Annotated in this window: 17 protein-coding genes; 11 read left to right on the plus strand and 6 right to left on the minus strand. The window is 40.6% G+C overall.

Annotated features, from left to right (window positions below):
* Positions 1–15 precede the first annotated feature (15 nt).
* From U2718_RS13495 to U2718_RS13510, 4 genes are all read left to right on the plus strand, one after another.
* A complete protein-coding gene (locus U2718_RS13495; RefSeq protein WP_342000347.1) occupies positions 16–3675 on the plus strand; it encodes a response regulator in 3660 nt (1219 codons plus the stop codon).
* A gap of 330 nt (positions 3676–4005) precedes the next feature.
* Entirely contained in the window at positions 4006–4830 is an 825-nt protein-coding gene (locus U2718_RS13500) for a protein-glutamate O-methyltransferase CheR (protein WP_342000533.1), read from the plus strand.
* 106 nt (positions 4831–4936) lie between these two features.
* Positions 4937–5521, plus strand: a complete 585-nt coding sequence (locus U2718_RS13505) for a chemotaxis protein CheB (protein ID WP_342000535.1) — start codon at positions 4937–4939, stop codon at positions 5519–5521.
* Between the two features lie 171 nt (positions 5522–5692).
* Positions 5693–7894, plus strand: a complete 2202-nt coding sequence (locus U2718_RS13510) for a response regulator (protein ID WP_342000349.1) — start codon at positions 5693–5695, stop codon at positions 7892–7894.
* A 136-nt stretch (positions 7895–8030) separates the two neighbouring features.
* Here the strand turns inward: U2718_RS13510 and ald are convergent, their stop codons facing one another.
* Positions 8031–9119, minus strand: a complete 1089-nt coding sequence (ald, locus tag U2718_RS13515) for an alanine dehydrogenase (protein ID WP_342000351.1) — start codon at positions 9117–9119, stop codon at positions 8031–8033.
* A gap of 397 nt (positions 9120–9516) precedes the next feature.
* Here ald and U2718_RS13520 point away from each other — a divergent pair, with 397 nt between their 5' ends.
* The 5 genes from U2718_RS13520 (at position 9517) to U2718_RS13540 (ending at position 13800) form a co-directional block, all read left to right on the plus strand.
* Complete coding sequence (locus tag U2718_RS13520) at positions 9517–9687, plus strand: chlorophyll a/b-binding protein (RefSeq protein WP_289789473.1); 171 nt, start codon at positions 9517–9519, stop codon at positions 9685–9687.
* Positions 9688–9923: 236 nt separating this feature from the next.
* Complete coding sequence (locus tag U2718_RS13525; protein ID WP_342000353.1) at positions 9924–10217, plus strand: hypothetical protein; 294 nt, start codon at positions 9924–9926, stop codon at positions 10215–10217.
* A 267-nt stretch (positions 10218–10484) separates the two neighbouring features.
* Positions 10485–11444: a WD40 repeat domain-containing protein gene (locus tag U2718_RS13530; protein WP_411813280.1), complete on the plus strand. Its 960-nt coding sequence runs from the start codon at positions 10485–10487 to the stop codon at positions 11442–11444.
* 246 nt (positions 11445–11690) lie between these two features.
* Entirely contained in the window at positions 11691–12872 is a 1182-nt protein-coding gene (locus U2718_RS13535; RefSeq protein WP_342000358.1) for an aldo/keto reductase, read from the plus strand.
* A 142-nt stretch (positions 12873–13014) separates the two neighbouring features.
* On the plus strand, positions 13015–13800 hold the full coding sequence (locus tag U2718_RS13540; protein ID WP_342000359.1) for a superoxide dismutase: 786 nt from the start codon (positions 13015–13017) through the stop codon (positions 13798–13800).
* Between the two features lie 83 nt (positions 13801–13883).
* Here the strand turns inward: U2718_RS13540 and rsmG are convergent, their stop codons facing one another.
* Positions 13884–14636 (minus strand): 16S rRNA (guanine(527)-N(7))-methyltransferase RsmG, encoded by a 753-nt coding sequence (gene rsmG, locus U2718_RS13545; protein WP_342000361.1) that lies wholly within the window; start codon positions 14634–14636, stop codon positions 13884–13886.
* 32 nt (positions 14637–14668) lie between these two features.
* A complete protein-coding gene (locus U2718_RS13550; protein ID WP_342000362.1) occupies positions 14669–14881 on the minus strand; it encodes a hypothetical protein in 213 nt (70 codons plus the stop codon).
* Positions 14882–15025: 144 nt separating this feature from the next.
* Here U2718_RS13550 and U2718_RS13555 point away from each other — a divergent pair, with 144 nt between their 5' ends.
* Positions 15026–16669 (plus strand): glycosyltransferase family 39 protein, encoded by a 1644-nt coding sequence (locus U2718_RS13555; protein ID WP_342000364.1) that lies wholly within the window; start codon positions 15026–15028, stop codon positions 16667–16669.
* A gap of 106 nt (positions 16670–16775) precedes the next feature.
* On the opposite strand, the gene U2718_RS13560 is transcribed toward U2718_RS13555, so the two are convergent.
* Positions 16776–17891, minus strand: a complete 1116-nt coding sequence (locus tag U2718_RS13560; RefSeq protein ID WP_342000538.1) for an LptF/LptG family permease — start codon at positions 17889–17891, stop codon at positions 16776–16778.
* Positions 17892–18615: 724 nt separating this feature from the next.
* Between U2718_RS13560 and U2718_RS13565 the strand changes: the two genes are divergently transcribed.
* Positions 18616–21357 carry a glycosyltransferase family 39 protein gene (locus tag U2718_RS13565; RefSeq protein WP_342000366.1) on the plus strand — a complete coding sequence of 914 codons (2742 nt, stop codon included), beginning with the start codon at positions 18616–18618 and terminating at the stop codon, positions 21355–21357.
* On the opposite strand, the gene U2718_RS13570 is transcribed toward U2718_RS13565, so the two are convergent.
* Together U2718_RS13570 and U2718_RS13575 are read right to left on the minus strand one after the other, a co-directional pair.
* On the minus strand, positions 21347–21619 hold the full coding sequence (locus tag U2718_RS13570; protein ID WP_342000368.1) for a hypothetical protein: 273 nt from the start codon (positions 21617–21619) through the stop codon (positions 21347–21349). The genes U2718_RS13565 and U2718_RS13570 overlap by 11 nt on opposite strands.
* 32 nt (positions 21620–21651) lie before the next feature.
* Positions 21652–21816 carry a hypothetical protein gene (locus tag U2718_RS13575; protein ID WP_342000370.1) on the minus strand — a complete coding sequence of 55 codons (165 nt, stop codon included), beginning with the start codon at positions 21814–21816 and terminating at the stop codon, positions 21652–21654.
* Positions 21817–21862 lie beyond the last annotated feature (46 nt).

Genomic DNA, 21862 nt, shown 5'->3' on the forward strand with positions numbered 1-21862 from the left:
GCTAACTAATCATAAATGCTCAAAAATTTGAAAATTGGTACTAAAATAGGTGCCAGCTTTGCATTAGGATTATCAATTCTTGCAACTCTGGGAATAATTGCATATCGTACTACCAATGACTTAATTGAAACTGCGCGATGGCAAAGCCACACCTATCAAGTAATCGGAGAATTAGATGAGTTAATTGCTAACATCAAAGATGCTGAAGCTGCGCAGAGAGGTTACTTAATTACGGGAGAAAATATTTATTTAGAACCTTATAAAAATGCGCTTCCAGGAATAGAAAAAAATTATAATTATCTCCTCAAGTTAACAGTAGATAACCCCAGGCAACAACAGAGAATTAAGTCTCTAAAACCAATAGTTGACCAAAGGATAAATAGACTACAACAGGGAATTACATTAAGAAATAATCAAGGCTTTGAAGCTGTAAGACAATTCACGCTGACGAATCAGGGTAGAGAATTGATGGAGCAAATTCGTCAGCAAATTGCAGAAATGGAAAGTGATGAACTTCAATTATTGCAACAACGTACTAAGCAGACTCAATTCGCTTCACAACAAGCAATAGCTACTATTACCTATGGTGTTCCTATTGCTTTCGTGCTACTAGCTTTAATTGGTATTTATCTCACTAGAAATATTTCTCTACCCCTGCAAGAAATCTCCAAAGCAGCGGAAAAGTTAGCAGAGGGGGATTTGTCTGTGCATATTTCTGCTGGCAAGCGCCAAGATGAAATTGGGATTTTGGCGCAGGCTTTTAACGAGATGATTGCTAATTTACGCTCGTCAAATCTCAAAAGTAATGAGCAAAACTGGCTCAATTCAAACCTTGCTAAAGTTAGCCAGATGTTGCAAGGACAGAGAAATCTGGAAACTGTAGCAAGAATGATTCTACAACAGCTAGCACCACTAGTAAGCGCACAACAAGGCGTTTTCTACTTAATGGATTCTGAAGGAGAACAACCTGTACTGAAGCTTTTGAGTAGCTATGCTTACCAAGAGCGTAAACAACTATCGAATAGATTCCGTATTGGGGAAGGGCTAGTAGGACAATGCGCCCTTGAAAAACAAAAAATTATACTTACAGATGTTCCTAGCAACTATATTCGTATCAGTTCTGGATTGGGGGAAGCTAAACCACTAAATATTATTGTTTTACCTGTCCTATTTGAAAACCAGGTAATCGCCGTCATTGAACTAGCATCTTTTCAAAAATTTAGCGATCTACATTTAAATTTTTTAGAGCAAGTCAGCGAAACTATTGGCATAGTCTTGAATGCGATCGCTGCCGATATCCGCACTCAACAACTACTGCAAGAATCCCAAATTTTGGCACAACAGCTACAACTTCGTCAACAAGAACTTCAAGACACTAACGAGCGCTTGGAACAACAAGCCCAACAATTGCAAGCATCGGAAGAAATCTTAAGACAGCAACAGCAAGAACTGCAACAATCCAACGAAGAATTGGAGCAGCTCAATGCAGAGTTAGAAGAAAAGGCAGAATTGCTGTCTACGAAAAACGAAGAAGTAGAGCGCAAAAATCAGGAAGTTGAGCAGGCAAAGCAATCTTTGGAAGAACAAGCCGAACAACTAGCACTTTCGTCCAAGTATAAGTCCGAGTTTCTGGCGAATATGTCGCACGAATTGCGGACACCGCTCAATAGTTTGTTAATTTTGGCAAAAATGCTAGCGGATAACGTTGATGCCAACCTCACAGATAAGCAAGTTGAATATAGCCGCACGATTTATGCTGCTGGCAATGATTTATTGTCATTAATCAACGACATTTTAGATTTGGCAAAAATCGAATCTGGAACTATGTCGATTGACATAAATCAAATCCAATTTTTTGACTTGCGCGATTATCTAGAACGTAATTTTAGGCAACTTGCTCAAAACAAAGGACTTAATTTTACTATTGAACTAGCTCCAGAATTACCTCAAACAATCAATACCGATGCCAAACGGTTGCAACAAATTCTGAAAAACTTACTCTCTAATGCAATTAAATTTACAGAACGCGGAGAGGTACGGTTACGAGTCTTTGTTGCAAAACAAGGATGGAGTCCAAACCACGAAAGTTTAAATCGTGCTCAAACTGTAATAGCTTTTACAGTCAAGGATACAGGTATTGGCATTGCTCCAGAAAAGCAGAAACTTATTTTTGAGGCGTTTCAACAGGCTGATGGTACCACCAGTCGCAAATATGGTGGTACAGGATTGGGTTTGTCCATTAGCCGTGAGATTTCTCGGCTTTTGGATGGAGAAATTACGTTAACAAGTAATCCAGGAGAAGGTAGTACCTTCACTCTGTATTTGCCGCAGTCGAGAAGAAATGGGAAACAAAACGACACAGAACACGACAGGAAATTAACAGGACATCGTCAGGTAGAAATGTGGGCAAAAAAAGAACAATTGCCGCCAATCTCCCCTTCTGTTAGTCTTCCCCTCTCCCATTCTGTCATCATTGACGACAGAGACAATATTGCCGAAGGCGATCGCCTACTTTTAATTGTTGAAGATGATGTGAAATTTGCCCGCATCTTATTGGAGATGGCACGAGAACACCAATTCAAGGCTATTGTTGCCCAAAGTGGGAATGCAGGTTTAGCTTTAGCGGGAGAATATCAGCCTGCTGCCATTATCCTTGATATTCGCTTGCCAGAAATGGACGGTTGGACAGTACTTGATCGGCTCAAACACGATCAAAATACCCGTCACATCCCAGTACATATCATGACAGTTGAAGAAGGAAGACAGCGCAGTTTGCAACAAGGAGCGATCGCTTACTTACAAAAACCGATTAATAGTGAAGTGCTCCATCAAGCATTAACCAAAATCAAGGGTTTTGTGGAACGGCGAGTCAAGAATTTGCTGATTGTCGAAGATGACGAGAATCAACGCAAAAGTATTGTGGAGTTGATAGGTGAAGGTGATGTAGCTATTACTGCTGTAAGTAATGGTAGTGAAGCCCTAGCAGCCATTGCTTCCCAGACTTATGATTGCCTAGTTCTTGATTTAGGACTACCAGATATGGATGGATTTGAGTTGATTGAACAAATCAAATCCTCTCCCAATGGTGAAGCACTCCCGATAGTGATTTACACCGGTAGAGAAATTACCAAAGCTCAAGAAACGCAATTGCGGCGTTTGGCAGAGACAATCATCGTTAAGGATGTGCGCTCTCCCGAACGTCTTTTCGATGAAACGGCTTTGTTTTTGCACCGCGTACAAGCTCAACTGCCTGCACCGAAACGCTTAATGCTCGAACAATTGCAAAACTCTGATTCTCTACTTGCAGGTAAAAAAGTGCTGATTGTTGATGATGATGTGCGTAACATCTTTGCTCTTACCAGCGTGCTTGAGCGTTATCAAATGCAGATTTTGTATGCGGAAAACGGTAATGATGGCATCGAAGTTCTACAGAACAATCCAGATATTAATGTTGTTCTGATGGATATCATGATGCCAGAAATGGATGGTTACGAAACTACTCGTCGCATTCGCCAACAGCCTGAGTTTAAATCCCTACCGATTATTGCTCTGACTGCTAAAGCGATGCAAGGCGATCGCGAAAAATGTATTTCCGCTGGTGCATCCGATTACATCACAAAGCCTGTTGATACCGAACAGTTGCTTTCGCTGCTACGTGTTTGGTTATATCGATAAGTTTAAATCCTCAGGCAGAGATGTTAGTTATAATTTCTTATTTTTAGATGGATGCGTCTTTAACGCTTTAACTCTATAAAAATAATAGTTAACACAATTTTTCCAAATACTTGCATTTAATATTCCTCTTTTTGGGAAAAAGGTTTTAAGCCTCCTTGCACAAAAAGGGATGTTAAAAGCTGCAAATTCAAGGAGAATGGTCATATCACTCTTTAATTTTATTACTTTAAATTTGGTTAAAAGAGGTAGAGCCTCTATGTGTTGATTAATTTCTTAAATAGATTTGCAATAAAAATAATGAGGCGTCTTCCTGTGGATTTGAGAAATATGATGGAGAGAGAACAACTTGAAGATATAGAAATTCAATTACTTTTAGAAGGTGTATATCGCTATCACGGATTCGATTTTAGAAATTATGCCTTGGCTTCACTAAAACGCCGGATCTGGAATATGATTCATGCCGAAGGCTTAACTACAGTATCTGGATTGCAAGAAAAAATTCTTCACAATCGCGAATGTCTGGAAAGATTTTTATTTAATCTTTCAGTCAATGTTACAACAATGTTTCGCGATCCTGACTTTTTTCTAACATTTAGACAAAAAGTTGTACCAGTACTGAGAACTTATCCTTTTATTCGCATTTGGCACGCTGGCTGCTCTACAGGTGAAGAAGTTTATTCTATGGCAATTTTGCTTAAAGAAGAAGGTCTTTATCACCGTTCGCGATTATACGCCACTGATATTAATGATGCTGTTTTACGTAAAGCAAAATCTGGGATTTTTTCTCTAAAATTAATGCAAGAATATACTGCTAACTATATAAAAGCAGGAGGAAAAACTTCTTTTTCTGAATATTATACTGCTGCATATGGTAATGCTATTTTTTCGTCAGAACTGAAGGAAAATATTATTTTTTCACTACACAATTTAGCAACCGACAATTCTTTTAATGAATTTAATGTAATTTTTTGCCGGAATGTTTTAATATATTTTAACAAAGCATTACAAAGTAGAGTTCATACACTTTTATACGATAGCTTAATCAGATTAGGAGTTTTAGGCTTAGGACGTCAAGAATCAATCAAGTTTACACCCCACGAAAAAGACTATGAGCAAATAGTAGGTAGTGAAAAGCTTTATCGCAGAATTAGTTAGTGGTTACACCATTTTAATCTTGCCACGCCAGTATTGGCGTGACACGACTACTAATGCACAGATGCGAGGAATATCGCGTCTCTATCTATCAACCAGTAACAACATTATGAAGTTTAAACTGATTGCGATCGGTACTTCTTTGGGTGGATTAAACGCTTTACAAGTAATACTATCGGGCTTGCCCAAAAACTTTCCAGTACCTATTGCTGTTGTCCAACATCGTCACAAAGATTCCGATCAGACATTAAGAGCTTTATTGCAGAATTACACTCCGCTAAGTGTCAAAGAGGCAGAAGATAAAGAAGAAATTTTACCTGGTTCAGTATATTTAGCACCAGCCGATTATCATTTGCTGATCGAAAATAAGGATAAAACCGTAAACTATGATTATTTTACTTTGTCTACTGATGCTCCTGTCACCTACGCACGACCATCAATAGATGTGCTTTTTGAAACAGCCGCAGATGCATACGCAAAAAATGTTATCGGTGTGCTGTTAACAGGAGCCAATCAAGATGGTGTTCAAGGGCTTACCAAAATCAAAGTACGAGGTGGCTTAACTATAGTAGAAGACCCGTCCACAGCTTCTTGTCCGATTATGCCTGCTGCTGCCATTACTACTGGAATGGTGGACAAAATTATACCCCTAGAGGATATTGCATTTTTCTTAGTGAATATCTGCAAACTTTAATGGTAATATTTTTACCTCAATATTTATCTTCCAATAACCTATAAACTATTGATATTAGCAAACAGGCAAATCTATAACTTAAGATAGTGTGAACAGAGCCAGCTAACACGTCAAAGTCAATAACAAAGATACCAAAACCGCTTGGTCTATTTCTAAAAGTGTACAGTCGAAATGTCATTTGAACCGAAAGTCAATGTTCTGTTGGTAGACGACCATCCAGAAAACTTGTTAGCCCTAGAGGCAATTTTAGATAGCCTCGGTCAAAATTTAGTCAGGGCTACCTCAGGTGCAGAAGCCTTACGACATTTGCTCAATCAGGATTTTGCCGTAATACTGTTGGATGTGCAGATGCCAGATATGGACGGGTTCGAGACAGCAGCTCTAATTCGACAGCGAGAGCGATCGCGTCATACACCAATTATTTTTGTAACGGCGTTCAACACCAGTGATACTATGGTGTACAAAGGCTATTCACTTGGAGCAGTAGATTACTTATTCAAGCCAATTGAGCCAGAAATATTGAAATCTAAGGTAGCAGCATTTATTGATTTATTTCAGAAAACTGCTGAAGTGAAGCGACAAGCCTTACAACTAGCAGCAATGAATGCCGAACTCAGAAAACGCGAAGAAATGTTTCGCTCTTTGAGTGCTTGCTCGCCTGTAGGTATTTTTCTTGCAGATAAATTAGGTAAATGCACTTATGTTAATCCCTGCTACCAAGCTATCTTTGGTTTGACAACCCAGGATAATTTAGACGAGGCTTGGATAAAAAGAATTCATTTGCAAGATAAAAAACAGATTGTTGCTGATTGGTATACTGCAACCGGAGAAGGTCGAGAATATAAAGGTGAATTTCGCATCCTCACTCCGGAAGAAAATGAGCGTTGGGTTTACCTCTCTTCATCCCCAATGCTTTCAGAAGAAGGTAACGTCATCGGATTTGTCGGTACAGTAGAAGATTCTACAGATCGTAAAAAAGCTGAAGAAGAACACATCAAACTAATTCGTGAACAGGCTGCACGGCAAGAAGCAGAAACAGCAAATCGCCTCAAAGATGAATTTTTAGCCACCCTCTCCCACGAACTCCGCACACCCTTAACTTCCATACTCGGTTGGGCAAGACTACTGCGTCAGCGCAAATTAGACGAAAAAGCGATTACCCGTGCGATCGAAACAATTGAACGCAATGCAACTTTGCAAGCACAATTAATAGAGGATATTTTAGATGTTTCGCGGATTATGCGAGGCAAACTAAATCTTAATGTCTGCCCGGTGAATCTGGAAACAATTATTTCAACAGTTACCAACGGCGCACATCTAGAAGCAGAAGCGAAAAATATTCAACTCAAGTACTTGATTGAATCTAGTCAAGTAGACAGTGAGACAGAGCAACAGGAAAAAATGGAGGAAGAAAATAATTCTTCTGCCTCACCCTCACCCTCTTCTCTTTTTCCTCCCTCCTCTTTGCTCGTTTCAGGAGATTCCAACCGTCTACAGCAAGTTGTATGGAATTTGCTTAACAATGCAATTAAATTCACACCTAGTGGCGGCAAAATAGAGGTGCGATTATCAAAGGAAAAAAATACTAGAGACAGGGAAACACTCACCTCCCAATCCTCAATTACTGACTATGCTCTAATTACTGTAAAAGATACAGGTATTGGTATTAGCCCAGATTTTCTTCCCCATGTTTTTGATCGCTTTCGTCAAGCAGATGGCAGTATAACTAGAAACCACGGTGGATTGGGGCTAGGTTTGGCGATCGTGCGTTATTTAGTGGAAATGCATGGTGGGAGTGTTCATGCTGATAGTGCAGGAGTAGGGCAGGGAGCCACATTTACTGTCAAATTACCTTTGTTAGAAACAGAGGAGCAGCAACAAACGGAAGAAGATAGAGAGGAAGAGGAATGGGGCGATCGCCTAAAAAAGTCTAATCTATCTCCTCACCAGCTCACATCTTTCTCTTCGCCAGAGTCCCCTCTTTGCGGTTTGCAGGTATTACTAGTAGATGATGATACAAAGACGCGAGAGTATATCTTGTCCTTACTGCAAGAATCTGGAGCAAAAGTAACAGCTGTCGCTTCAGTTAGCTTGGCAATTTCAGCCATAGAAAAATCCCAACCAGATATCTTGATTGGTGACATTTGCTTACTAGAAGAAGACGGTTATACCCTGCTTCAAAAACTAAGAAATTTACAACCACAAAAACAAGGACAAATACCAGCCATAGCACTATTCACCGATTCCAAACCGCAAGAAGATTCTAAGAATTCCCAGGAATCAGTCTTCCAAATATATATATCCAAACCAGTCGAACCAATGAATTTGATTAGTTCGGTTGCAAAATTGGTACAAGCCAATTGTATTGTCTGAGAAAATTAGTTAGTGAATAGTTAATAGTAGTTAGTGGTCAAAAACTTAACCACTAACCACTGTATGGACGGGTTTTGTTGATAATCTTACCGTTCAATCAGATAATTTATCTTCTAAACTCGCCCCTACTAACTGCCTAAACTAAATCAGGAAATACCTCAGCTACAGCAGGATGTACTAAGCGATGATTCTGCACATTCACACCTTTAGCCAGTGGTGGATTATTATTTAATGCTTCCAAACCCTGATTTGCTAATTGCAATACATATGGTAAAGTACTGTTGTTCAACGCCTGAGTTGCTGTCCAAGGAACTGCCCCTGGCATATTGGGAACACCGTAATGTACAACACCCTCTTCAATGTAGACTGGTTGAGTATGAGATGTAGCATGTAAGGTTTCCACACAACCACCTTGATCTACTGCCACATCAACAATTACTGAACCAGAACGCATTTGTTTTACCAAATTGCGATTGACGAGGATCGGTGCTCTACGTCCTGGCAATAAAACTGCACCAATCAATAAATCTGCTTGGGTAACAGTTGCCTCAATATTGGCAGAGTTGCTATAGAGCAGTTCTACTCTCGAACCAAATAAGGTTTCCAAATAACCCAAACGTTCTACATTCACATCTAAAATCTGAACACTGGCTCCCATTCCGACAGCAATTTTTGCTGCTTCTGTACCAACTACTCCTCCACCTAAGATAACCACTTTACCGGAACTAACTCCAGGAACACCTCCTAAAAGAACACCTCTACCACCTTGTTGACGTTCTAAAAATCTTGCACCAAACTGCACTGCCAACCGCCCAGCAACAATGCTCATCGGTGTTAGCAAGGGTAATTTGTTAGTTCCATCTTGTTCAACCGTTTCGTAGGCGATCGCACACACACCACAATCAATTAAATGCTCTGTCAATTTTCTGTCAGCAGCTAAGTGTAAATATGTAAAAAGTATTTGCCCTTTTTGCAAAAATTTATACTCTTTTATCTGTGGTTCTTTAACTTTGATCACTAAATCTCGATTCCAAGCTGCTTCCGGAGTCAGGACAATTTCTGCGCCAACACTTCTGTAATCATCATCTGTAAATCCAGCACCAACACCCGCTTGCGTTTCCACAAAAATGGTATGTCCATTTTCTTTTAAAACTCTGGCGCTAGAAGGACTTAACCCAACCCGAAACTCTTGATCCTTGGTTTCTTTGGGAACACCTATTTCCATTTACGGCCTCTAAATAATATTTGTTTAGCTTTAGTTTGTCAGTCTCATCTGTTGGATTTTGAATCAGAGACTACGAAAATTACTCGATATCCAGTTCTACAAATAATTAGCAATTAATAACTTCAGCATAACTGTCCAATCACTTTTTTGCCCTCTACCTCATGCCTTCTATCTTTTGGTACAACTGTGTATCGTGTCTCTCAAATTAGGTGTGGGCTAATCCTGACATTGCCAAATATACTTCCGACAATTACTCTTGACGATTTTCAGAGTCTTTCTAAAATATATTAAGAATAGTAAATAATTGTAAAAGCGGCAATCAAGCTGCATAGCTTAAAATGTATTGCCGTCAAAGCGCTAATAAATTTTCACATACCTGATAGAGGTTTTTGAAATGATGACACAACCACAGCCAAGCGTAACTCCTAAACTAGAGGAGCCAAAATTCGGATTTAACGAATATGCCGAGCGTTTGAATGGTCGAGCAGCTATGGTCGGCTTTATTCTCATGGTAGTAATTGAATATGTCACTGACCAAGGTGTTCTATCCTGGCTGGGTCTAAAATAGGATTAGTGATTAGCATCAGCCAACTTATGCCGACCGTTAACTAATTAGACACAAAGAATATAAGCCAGCTGGATTTTCCGGCTGGTTATCAAGCTGATTAAGAAAGCTGCATCAGTGTATCGTTCAGACAATAAAATTATAATATGATAGAGGCTCTTCTAAAAGAGTGCCAATTGCGGATAAGAGAATCTCGATAAATTTAAACAATAAGGTGAACTAAAATAAACCAAGCTGTGATGAATGCTGTATTGCCTCGTTTTTTAAAGTCAGCCTACCGAAAAGAACCAGTAATTAGTGTTTTGATTACGATGGGCTTAGTAGATGCGATAATTGGTGGATTCGACGATAGCTGGTCATTGTTCGCTTTTGGTTTGGGAACAGCAGGAGTAACACTATTATTGAAAGTATGGCGCACTCAACAGCGTCGTCCAATTGCTGAGGAGCCTGTCGTGCAACATTACCTGCCCTCCCGCTCTTCTAGTAAAAATTTACCAATGCTAACCATTACTAAGAAAAAACCGCCCCAGTAAGTATTAGATTTGAGATTTTAGATTAGAGATTGGGGAATTATAGATACATAGTAAATATCTACATCACTTGTTGTAGGTAGATTTTCTTGTCTTTAGTAACCGTTCGCACTTTATTCGAGGATAGCTGCAACAGCACTCCTATTTTTTGTCCCCGTTGTGCGTGCTATGCGATCGCCCCCAATCCTAAAATTTATGAATAATTGCCAATATAAATTCTTTTACTACAGCACAATGAGCTTAGTAATCGGCATAGTCAGTACTCTCAGCATCTCCATGCCGATTGCAACCCATGCAGCGATTGAAGTTCAAACTAATCTTAAAACAACCAAAAATTTTGCCAATTATCAGTTAGCTTACACCCTCAAAGGACATTCTGGGACAGTTAAATCTCTCACCTTCAGTCCTAATAGCCAAATTCTTGTTAGTGGTGGTGCGGAAAACGATGGTGTAATTCGTCTGTGGAGTACAAAAACTGGTAAGCGAATTGGCATTATTCGCAAAGCCCATAAAACAACTGTAGAATCATTAGCAATTTCCCCCGATGGCAAAACCCTTGTCAGCTGTAGTAATGACAACACAATAAATCTTTGGAATCTCAAAACTCATAACTTTAATCGTTCTTTGTTAGGACACACCAGCAATGTTTTATCTCTAGCTATTACCCCTGATGGCAAAGTTCTTGCTAGTGCGGGCTTAGACGGCATTAAGCTGTGGGATTTTATCCAACAGCGTCCACTAGCTACTCTAGTACGCTTTGATAACCTCATCTCTGGAATGGCGATTAGTCCTGATGGTCAAATATTGGTAAGTGGTGACAATCAGGGTGTAATTAAAATGTGGGATTTGAATTCTGGCAAAGTCATCCGTAAAGTTGTAGCTCACACTGATATAGTTAGTGCCGTTGCCTTTACACCAGATAGTCAAACTCTAGTCACTGCTAGCCGCGATCGCACCATCAAAATTTGGAAAATTAATACAGGAGAGATCATCCATTTCCTCACAGATCATAATAACTGGGTAAACGCCATTGCCATCAACCCAGATGGACGTACCCTAGCTAGCGCTGGTAGGGATGGTATTAAACTGTGGGATTTAACGACAGGAAAGTTGTTAAATACACTCAACGAACATTCCGATTGGGTGAGTGCGATCACCTTTAGCCCCGATGGAAAAGTACTTGCTAGTGGTAGTTACGACAAAAAAATTAAGCTTTGGCGCAGTCTCTGAAACATCCACACCTAAGTCATAAAACTTTAACAAAACTCTGCTAGTTACATCGAATTGCTAAGGTTTCTTAACATTTAACACTTTCTTAAGATTTAGCCGATAAGATTCTACATTAACCGACAATGCTAATGATGCCCCAGCTGGAATTCTAGCCGGGGCTTTGCTTTGTCAATAGGAGTTAAAATTTATAAGTATTGAGTGAACAGTTAAAAACTCGTCATCGATAACTTATAACTTGTGTAGTGGATGCTATACAGAAGATTTGGTCGCACAGAATTACAGATGCCTGTGTTTTCCTGCGGTGGGATGAGATACCAATATCAATGGCAAGATGTACCGCAGTGGCAAATTCCCAAACATAACCAGGAAAATCTGGAAAAAACTATTAGACGTGCCATTGAAGTAGGTATTAATCATATCGAAACTGCCCGTGGCTATGGAACTTCTGAGATGCAGTTAGGGCGAATTTTGCCTAAGTTCCCCCGTGAGAAATTGATTGTACAGACTAAAGTTAGTCCGAAAGTGGATGCCAAAGAATTTCAACGTGACTTTGAAAAATCACTACGGAATCTGCGGCTAGATTATGTGGATTTACTAGGAATACATGGTATCAATAATACTGAATTATTAAACTCTAGTATTGGTTCTGGTGGCTGCCTGGAAGTGGCAAGAAAACTTCAAGCACAGGGAAAAGTTAGGTTTATTGGTTTTTCTACCCACGGGCCGACAGATACTATTATTGAAACCATTAATACTAACCAATTTGATTATATTAATTTGCATTGGTATTACATTAATCAAAATAATTGGCCTGCCATTGAAGCTGCAACCCGCCATGATATGGGAGTATTTATCATTAGTCCATCAGATAAAGGTGGGAAGTTATATGAGCCGCCACAAAAGTTAGTTAAACTTTGTGCTCCCTTGAGTCCGATGGTATTTAACGATCTATTTTGCTTAAGCCATTCTCAAGTGCATACTCTCAGTTTAGGTGCAGCAAAACCAACAGACTTCGATGAACATCTGAAAACTTTAGAGTTGTTGGATCATGCCTCAAGTATTTTGGTACCTATATTGGCACGATTAGAGCAACAAGCCATAGCAACTTTGGGAGAAGACTGGGTTAAAACTTGGCACGTTAATTTGCCCACCTATAAAGAAACACCCGGACAAGTTAATATTCCTGTAATTTTGTGGTTGAGGAATTTAGCGATCGCCTACGATCTGGTTGATTATGCTAAGATGCGCTACAACTTGCTTGGTAATGGCGGTCACTGGCTTCCTGGTAATAAAGCAGACAAAATAGATCAACTAGACTTGCGAAAATGTCTTGCTCACAGTCCTCATGCTGACAAAATTCCTCACTTCCTTGCGGAAGCACATCAGCTTTTGAGCGGTGAAGCAGTAAAACGTTTGTCACAGAGCTAATTAATATATTAAATTTTGTAAAGTTTAAAGATGTGATTAATTAATCGCGTCTGTGTCCGAAATCTCTATGAATCGGGGAGTTTATCTAAGAAAATAAAAACTGCAAACAAATTTCAGCGATTTATTGATTTCATTGGCTAACATGACTCTTAATCGTCGGCATTTCTTATTGTTAATCGGAGCTAGTGCTAGTGCTGCTGCCTTCTATGGTTGTACTTCAACTGAAGATGATCTGGCTGCCACCTCAACAACTACTGCTACTTCTAACTTAGCTACTGCCACTACTGAATCAACTATTGCAAGCAGTGTAGGAGAGATTAAACTTCCACCATTACCATATACACACACGGCTTTAGAACCGTATGTAGATGCAGCTACAATGCGGATTCATCATGGTAAACACCATGCTACTTACGTCAAAAATTTGAATGCAGCATTAGAGAAGTATCCACAACTCAAAAGTAGAAGTGTTGAAGATTTATTACGTAACCTAAATAGCGTGCCAGAAGATATTCGCACATCAGTACGCAATAATGGTGGTGGTCATGTGAACCACTCGATGTTTTGGAGAATTATGAAACAAAAGGGTGGCGGAGAACCAACAGGAGCGATCGCCTCTGCAATTCAACAAAACTTTGGCAGTTTTGAGAATTTTAAAAAGCAGTTTAATGAAGCTGGTACGAAACGTTTTGGCAGTGGTTGGGTTTGGCTTGTCCGCAATCAAAATGGCAGACTTGAGATCACGAGTACAGGTAATCAAGATACTCCCCTGAGTGAAGGCAAATATCCGATTATGGGTAATGACTTGTGGGAACACGCCTATTATCTCAAGTATCAAAACCGCCGTGCTGACTATTTAAATGCTTGGTGGAATGTAGTCAATTGGGATGAGATTAACAGGCGTTTTGCAGATTCCCAGAAAGCTTAGAAAAATATTTAACCAGTAAAAAGGTTTTCGTCTTTTGTCCTGTTTTATTTGTGAAAGCACAAGAAAAAGGACAAAAGATGACATTACAAGGGTTTATTTGTAGGTATACCAGCAGCACGGGGAAATTGAGCTGGTGTAGTTGCAACTTTGCGCAAGTAAAGACAGTGACGGATGCTATTACTCAAAGGAGTTGTGAACTTTTCGATTGATTCAATCACGCCACCTAATTGCTGAACTGCATTTTCCATTGCAGTGTTTTCATCCTCCGTCCAGTTACCTCTATAAATTACTGCTAATCCATTCTGTTTAAGCAATGGTAAAGTATATTCTGCACAAACAGAAGCTGCCCCAACAGCGCGAACCAATGCCATATCGTATTTTTGGCGGTGTTGAGATTGTTGTCCTATTTCCTCAGCTCTGCCTATTAGAGTTTTGACATTATTAAGCTCAAGTGTAGACACCACTTGCTCCAGAAAAGCCATTTTTTTTCGAGTAGAGTCCAAAAGTGTAATCGTGCAGTCGGGTATAGCAACAGCTACAGGGATACCCGGAAAACCAGCACCTGTGCCAATATCAACGCAAGTAGAAGAACTAGCTCCCCCTAATTTCTCATCTTTCAACAAAGGGGCGATTCCCCGTAAAGAATCCCAAAGATGCTTTTCCCAAAATTCCTCTGGGGCAGTGATGCGAGTTAGGTTCAATTTTTGATTACCCTCTAAGATGAATTCATACAATCTTTGAAATTGTTCTTGCTGCTGGGCTGTTGGTTGCCAATTGAGAGTAGATTGCCAAATTTCTGGCATTTGAGGCAAAGAAGGCAAACTCAAGTTGTTCACAATTAAAAAATAGTTTTATTTAAAAATACTAATTAATTTTCTTGAATAAATAACTGACTCAGTCGTTTTAAAATTCTTAAAACCGTGTACAAATCATGACTGCGTTTGAGGGTATATTCATCAGATAATTCATAAATAGGTTGTTCTTGCTGAACCATTTTCATAAAAATAAAATTACTACCATTTGTCACCAATCCAAAAAAAGGCCCAAATGATGTGAGAGAAGCAAGTAGAAATGGTAGCATAAATGACCTACCTTAACGTAAAAAACTTAAAAACGGAAGATTTCAAACGCTTGTGTGGCATATGACCACCAGATGTTTAAGCAAATAGTGGATTTAGTGCAAGCACACAGCCAGCCAAAATATTTTGGGTAAGAATTCAAGTAAATGCAAATAGCTCAGAAATTGTTAGCGCAAAAAACTAATTTGTCAGTATTTTTTTTGCTGTTTGGGGGACTGCTGTTTCGAGGTTTCCTTGCTTTCTGGCTTTACCCTACCTTTGATGAAGCTTACTACTATCTTTACAGCCTGCATCTGGACTGGAGTTATTTCGATCATCCAGTTTTGGTTGCACTTACAACTGGTTTTGGGCCGTGGTTGACTGGAGATGTATCCCAATTCACGATTCGCCTGGGAGCGCTGATTTTGTACACAGGCAGTTTGGTGCTATTGTATCTAGCTAGCAAAAGACTATTTTCTGCCAAGGCTGCCAACCTAACCTTGGCGATCGCTACCATAAGCCCAATTTTTCTAATTGGCTTTGGCATCCTCAGCCTACCTGACAGCCCACTGATGTTTTTTTGGTCAGCCAGTTTATATTGTGCAGCCAATGAATTTTTTCGGCAGCCTCGAACTCAAAAGCAAAGCCTTGTGAAGTATGTCCCTAGTTACCGCTTGAGCTACCTTGGTATCTTAGTTGGATTAGCCTGCCTAAGCAAATATCACGGTTTTGTTTTGGGTCTGGGGCTAATTGGTTTTTGTTTAACAAGTCCACCTCATCGCTGTGTAGTCCGCTCTCCTTGGGCATGGTTAGGATTAGGTTTATTTGTCATAACTATCTTGCCAATATTGTTTTGGAATATGCAGCATAATTGGGTGTCCTTTAGTTTTCAATCACAGCGAGCGGTACCTAAAAGCGGCTACAATCTGCTGAGTGTAGGAGCCGTCAGTTTAGCTGGAGTAGTTTACCTGTTCCCAACCATTGGATTACCGCTGTGGTGGGTGAGTTTGCAATCAGCCCTGGCTCGAATAACTCAACTTTTTTCTAGGAAATCACCAAGTTATGGGAGAGATTTAGAGGCTTGTGAGCTATTGATTTTATGGGTTTCCCTGCCCCTGATTTTGGGATTTACTCTCCTGGGGGGATATCGGCAAATTTTGCCAGCTTGGCCGATGCCAGGATTTTGGGGAATTACTTTACTCTTAGGACAACGGGCAGTCATCTGGGAGCAGCAATCCCGACTTCGGGTGCGGCGATGGCTTTTAGGTTCAGGGATTATGGTTGCCAGCATTTTATTTATTCTTCTGCTCCAAGTGACAGCAGGAATACTACAAAAGCCCAGCCAATACGCTTTGATGGGAGGGTTTTTGCCCCCCAAGGATGATCCCTCTACAGAATTAATTGATATTCAGCAACTACGGCGCGGCTTTGCGGAATCTCCTGTCCTGCGTGCGGCGCTAGAGAACTCTAACTTTATATTCACCAATCGCTATTATCTAGGTGGGCCGATTGCTATGTCCCTTAGACCTCTAGCTCAAATACCGATTACTTGTTTTGACATTGGTAAAGATTTACGTGGCTTTGCTTTTTGGTCAAGGGCCGATCAATGGTTGGGAAAAGATGCTCTGTATATCACTACTGCCTCTTTTAATAACAGAAAAGACTTGATGGCTAGCTATCGAACTTACTTTAGCAGTCTAATTGAGCTCGAAACAGTATCGATTCGACGAGGTGGTGTGGTTACCAACGTCATTTATATTTATCAGGCTAAGACACTCCTCAAGCCCTATCCCCGTTCCTACGGGATTTGACGAGGAGTTGATTGTGATTTGTTTATCAACTGTTAGGAAGTTGGATTAGCGATTCAACTTCTGCTTACCCACACCTTTGGGTTATTATCTCTACCTCAGTTTCTAGTTAAGATCGCGTTACCCGCCTCAATAAAAATATACCTACTCCCAAAAACACAAAGTTGGGCAACCAAGCTCCCATGAAGGGAGAAAGGATTTCTGCCTGTGCCATAGCTCCAGTAATAAAATAGAACAGATAATAAGTAAATATTACTATAACGCTGACACCGAAACTTGTACCTCGCCCAGTCCGCTGGGGTATGGCTCCCATCGCCGCACCAACTAAACCAAAAACCACACAGATAAAAGGCAAAGAAAATTTTTGTTGAATCCGCACTTGGAGTTTGCGAATCTTTTGCTCATCACCACCGAGACGTTCTAATTCCAATTGTTCTAGCGATTGGATAATGTTCATCTCACCGTAGTCACGGCTTCTTTGTGCCACATCTAATGCTGTGCGGGGTAGTTTAAGCTGTTGTTTTTCAAACCTGACAATATTGCGATAAGAGCGATCGGGGGCGATTAAATAGATGGTACCGTTGTAAAAATCCCAGGCACTTTGAGTTGGATTCCATTGAGCTGATTCTGCCACAACAATTTGATTGAGCCCTTGTTGCGAGCGATCAATAATAGTCAAGCCTTTCATCTGTTTACCATCAAACTTGTCGGCGTAAAACAAGCGTGTCAAAATCTTTTCTTTGTCACCATCATTCTGCTGAACGTACCGATATTCTGGATAAAAAATATTTTCCTGCTTAAATGTTGGCTTATCTGACTTCAACACTTTGTCCAGAGTTAGAGATGCTTGATAATTAGCTGCTGGTACAATCTGCTCGTTAAATACAAACGTTAATACTGTCACTAAAAAGCTCATGATTACAGCAGTCAACACCATGCGATAAATGCTGACCCCACAACCACGTAGGGCAATCAACTCACTCTCGCTAGATAGACGACTGTAAGTCATCAAAGTAGCAAGAAGCGTGGACATAGGCAAAGCTAAAACAGTAAACTCAGGAAATTTCAATAAAAAAACTTTCAAGGCAATACCTATTGGTAGCCCTGATTCTATTATTTTCCTGACTAGATCAAAAGCAGTGTCGATTGTAACACCGATGGAAGAAAAAGCCCCAACACCAAATAAGAATGGTGGCAATAGTTCGCTAGCCAGGTAGCGATCCATGATGGAAAATGGCAGCAGCGAATTGAGGGTATAGAAAAATTTGTATTTAGCCATTAGTTAATAATTTTTCTCCAGGCTAATCATCGAGATTTTGGAATAAAAAGTTCCCCCTCATCAGCAAACAAGTAATCCGTGTTTTTTGTCGTTCACCTTAGCAATCACTATCTTTTTTAGGAAATACTATCTTTTCTACTTGATAAAATTTATGGTTAACAAAATCACATTGACAAATTTAAATTATTTCGTGACTGCGCTGACCATTATAAATAAATATATTCTCCAAGCAGTCTAAATAGCGAAGATAAGTTAATTATGCTTGAATTTATTCTTGCAACTCGTAGTTGCGGGCTTCTAAACTAAATTAGTCATAAAATTTATCAATGGTTAAGTAAGTATATGAGTAGGGAAACATGGTAATTTGTTGGCCCAATTGTGGATGCGATTTGTAGAGCCACAAAAACTACCTGCCTACGGTTGTGTTTCTACTGGTACTTTGTAAGTAAAATTCACCCTTTGAGGGAACAATATCTGATTTTGAAGCGATCGCGTTTGATAGCGGTTTATTTATTTCCCTTCCGGCAGTAGATAATAGGTATTTGCCAGTAGGTAACTTCTTGTGCCAATGCTGCCAAATGGAACTGGGTTAATCCTCTAGGCGTTGCGAATGCGCTCTTGCGTTATTGCTAGCAGGCGTCGCCAATTTTGAAACACAACCTCCTAGCTTATGAGTCATCGAAAATATACAAGCAAAGGCTTTAAAAATTTACTGATACTAAGCATCATTTGGCTATTCGGTGCAGTATGCGATCGCATCTGGTTCGCCTTAGATCGCTCCATTCCGGCTTGGGATCAGGCAGATTATTTAACTGGTACATTGAATTATTGGCAAGCGCTGCAAAACCCCCAATGGGGGGATAGCGAGTGGTGGCAAGGTTTTTGGACGATTTCTTCTAAAATACCGCCTTTAACTTACATTATTGGAGCCGTTGTACAGAATATATTTGGCACTGGGCCCGATCAAGCTGCATTAATAATGTTGTTATTCAGTGCAATTTTGCTAGGCTCAGTCTATGGATTAGGTACAGTCCTATTTAGCAGCACTGTAGGCTTATGGGCAGCAGCACTATGCCAAGTCATCCCCGCTCTTTATGTATTACGTCTCAATTTTCTCCTTGATTATCCTCTGACATCTGCTGTCACCTTCAGTTTTTTTTGCTTCACACTTTGGCAAGTCCGAATAAAAGACACTGAGATGGAGAGACGCGGGAACGCGGGGAATTTTTCTTTCTCCGCGTCCCTGCGTCACCGTGTCCCCGCGTCCTCTTCCCCCACTTCTCTCCTCCTGGCAGCAGTCTTTGGTTTATCTTTGGGTTTGGCCTTATTAGTGAAGCAAACGGCGTTATTCTTTCTATTCACACCGATCGCATGGGTTGGATTTACCTCACTTCGTCAACGCCGTTGGGGACAACTGGCGCAGTTGCTTGGCGCTTTATTATTATCAACCTTGGTATTTGCTCCTTGGTATCGTGCCAATTGGTTACTTATTCTCACTTCTGGCAAACGGGCAACGATAGATTCCGCTATTGCTGAAGACGATCCACCTTTAAATACGCTGGAAGCCTGGACTTATTACTGGCATCAATTGCCCGCTCAAGTTTCTTGGTTGTTATTAATTATACCAATACTTGCATTACTACTTTATTGGGGACTGACTGCGGTAGATGACGCAAAGACTTGGAGAGGGGGAATGAGACGCAAAGACGCAAACAGAAATGAGGACAATAAGACCAGCAGACAAAAAGACAAGAGGATAGAACCTGATTCACAATTCCCCGCGTCCCCGTGTCCTCTTCCTTCCCCCCGTCCCCGTGTCCCCATATCCCCTGCCTGGAGCCTGAAATGGTTGGCAATATTTTGGATAGGCGCTTATTTACTGTCATCACTAAACCCAAATAAAGATGACCGTTATGTGTTGCCTTATTTACCAGCACTAACAGTATTTTTAGCATATGGGTTAACTCGTCTTCGTAGTTTGTGGGGACAGCGGATTCGTTGGGGTACTTTTGGTTTAGCAGTGCTTTTAATGTTGTTCAACCTATTTCCCATTGGAGGATTTATTGGTAATGGTATAACACTTGCTTTGAGTCCAAATGCCCGGCAGTTCCCTAATATGAAAGAAGAGTTACCACTGCCCCAAGTAATAGCCCAAATCGTTGAAACAGAACCATATTTGCGTTCTACTTTGGGAGTGTTGCCATCAACGAAAAAAATTAATCAACACAATTTGAATTATTATGGAAGGCTGGCAAATTTCCAAGTTTACGGACGACAAGTAGGAGTCAAAAAGAAGTTTGTCCAACAGGACGCGCGATCGCTTTCGTGGTTTCTAAGCAAAGCTGGCAAACAAGGTTCAGTCCCGAAAGCTCAAGCTCTGATGGTTAAAACTGTCGAGGAAGATGGTAATTTTCAACTTCACAAAACTTGGAATTCCGGTGGCACCACTCTCAAGCTTTATCATCAAAAAACACCAGCAATAGAAGTCAAACAGATTTCTCAACAACCACAAGCTCAGATTGCTTTGTTACAAGTCACGGTACCGGAAAAAGCCCCGCCACAAGTGCCAGTACCTGTAACTTATGAGTGGAATGGTTCTTGGGAAGAATTGCAAAACGGTATTGTGCTGTTAACTTGGCGAAATTTCACCCCTCAGGAGAGTGGGGAGAAGGCTGCCTCTGCATTGACAGGAGAGAAACTATGGATACACGATCACGGTATTGGCATGGGAAATTTATATGCAGGTGCAAACAAACCTCAAGGTACATTCCAAGTGACTGAAAGACTGGCAATGCTACCGCCTGCTGATCTGACGCCGGGAAATTACACTTTAGAAGCGATTTACCTTAACCGTGTTTCTGGAGAAACTTATCCAATTCCTGTACCAAAAGTTACACTGCAAATTGATCCGCAAGCAGCCCCTACAACCGCACCAGAGTTGGATTTACTTACACAGTTGCGGGTGTTAGCAGCAAATTTACCACAAGGAACAAAGGCATTAGAGCAATTGTTTGCAGAAATTGGACGTATCAATCAATACGACCCCATCCAAGATTATTTAGAACAAGCGCGATTGAGTTTAGAATATCGCTTGCAACAAGATTCGCAAAATCGTGATTGGGCTTATGCTTTGGCTTTAGCAAACGTGTTGCAAAAAAGAGTGAGTGGTGCGATCGCTGCCCTTGAACAAGTAACTCAATTAGACTCAGACAATCCTTACGTTTGGGCATATCTAGCATTTGTCCAACTTTATAACTGGCAACCAAGAGCAGCGGAAAAATCTCTGCAACCAAGTTTGACTCAAAATCCTGACTCTCAAGAAATTCAAGCATTGAATGGAGTAGCTGCGCTCATGCAAGGAAAATTAATTCAAGCATGGCAGATATATCAGAAATTAGGGGCTAGGGACTAGGAAAGAAGCACCAGGAGCAGAGGAGTAGAGGGGCAGAGGGGCGGAGTGGAAGATTGAAAAACTGGAACTTCGAGATTAGAAGCTCGACTTTCACCTTCAGAAGTTCAATTTTCAGCTTCAAAAGCTCGACTTTCATCTTCAGAAGCTCAAACTTCACCTTCAGAAGCTCAACTTTCACCTTCAGAAGCTCAACTTTCACCCTCAGAAGTTCAACTTTCACCTTCAGAAGTTCAACTTTCACCTTCAGAAGCTCAACTTTCACCCTCAGAAGTTCAAACTCCTTTTCCGTTGCCCCTAATCCCCACTCTGTGGCGGTCGTGGGGGGCCCTGAGTTCCCAGTGTCTCCTTATCACCGCGTCTTCCCATTCCCCAACCTCGCGGCACATTTTCGATAATTCCAGCGACTATACCACAGTGGTCAATATCTTGTACTCTGATTTGTGGGGCTGGTGGTGTCATGAGTAAAAATACCATGAATTTCTTCGCCGATCTGCGGAATGGCTCA

It is taken from the genome of Chlorogloeopsis sp. ULAP02, assembly GCF_038404745.2.
Classification (GTDB): domain Bacteria; phylum Cyanobacteriota; class Cyanobacteriia; order Cyanobacteriales; family Nostocaceae; genus Chlorogloeopsis.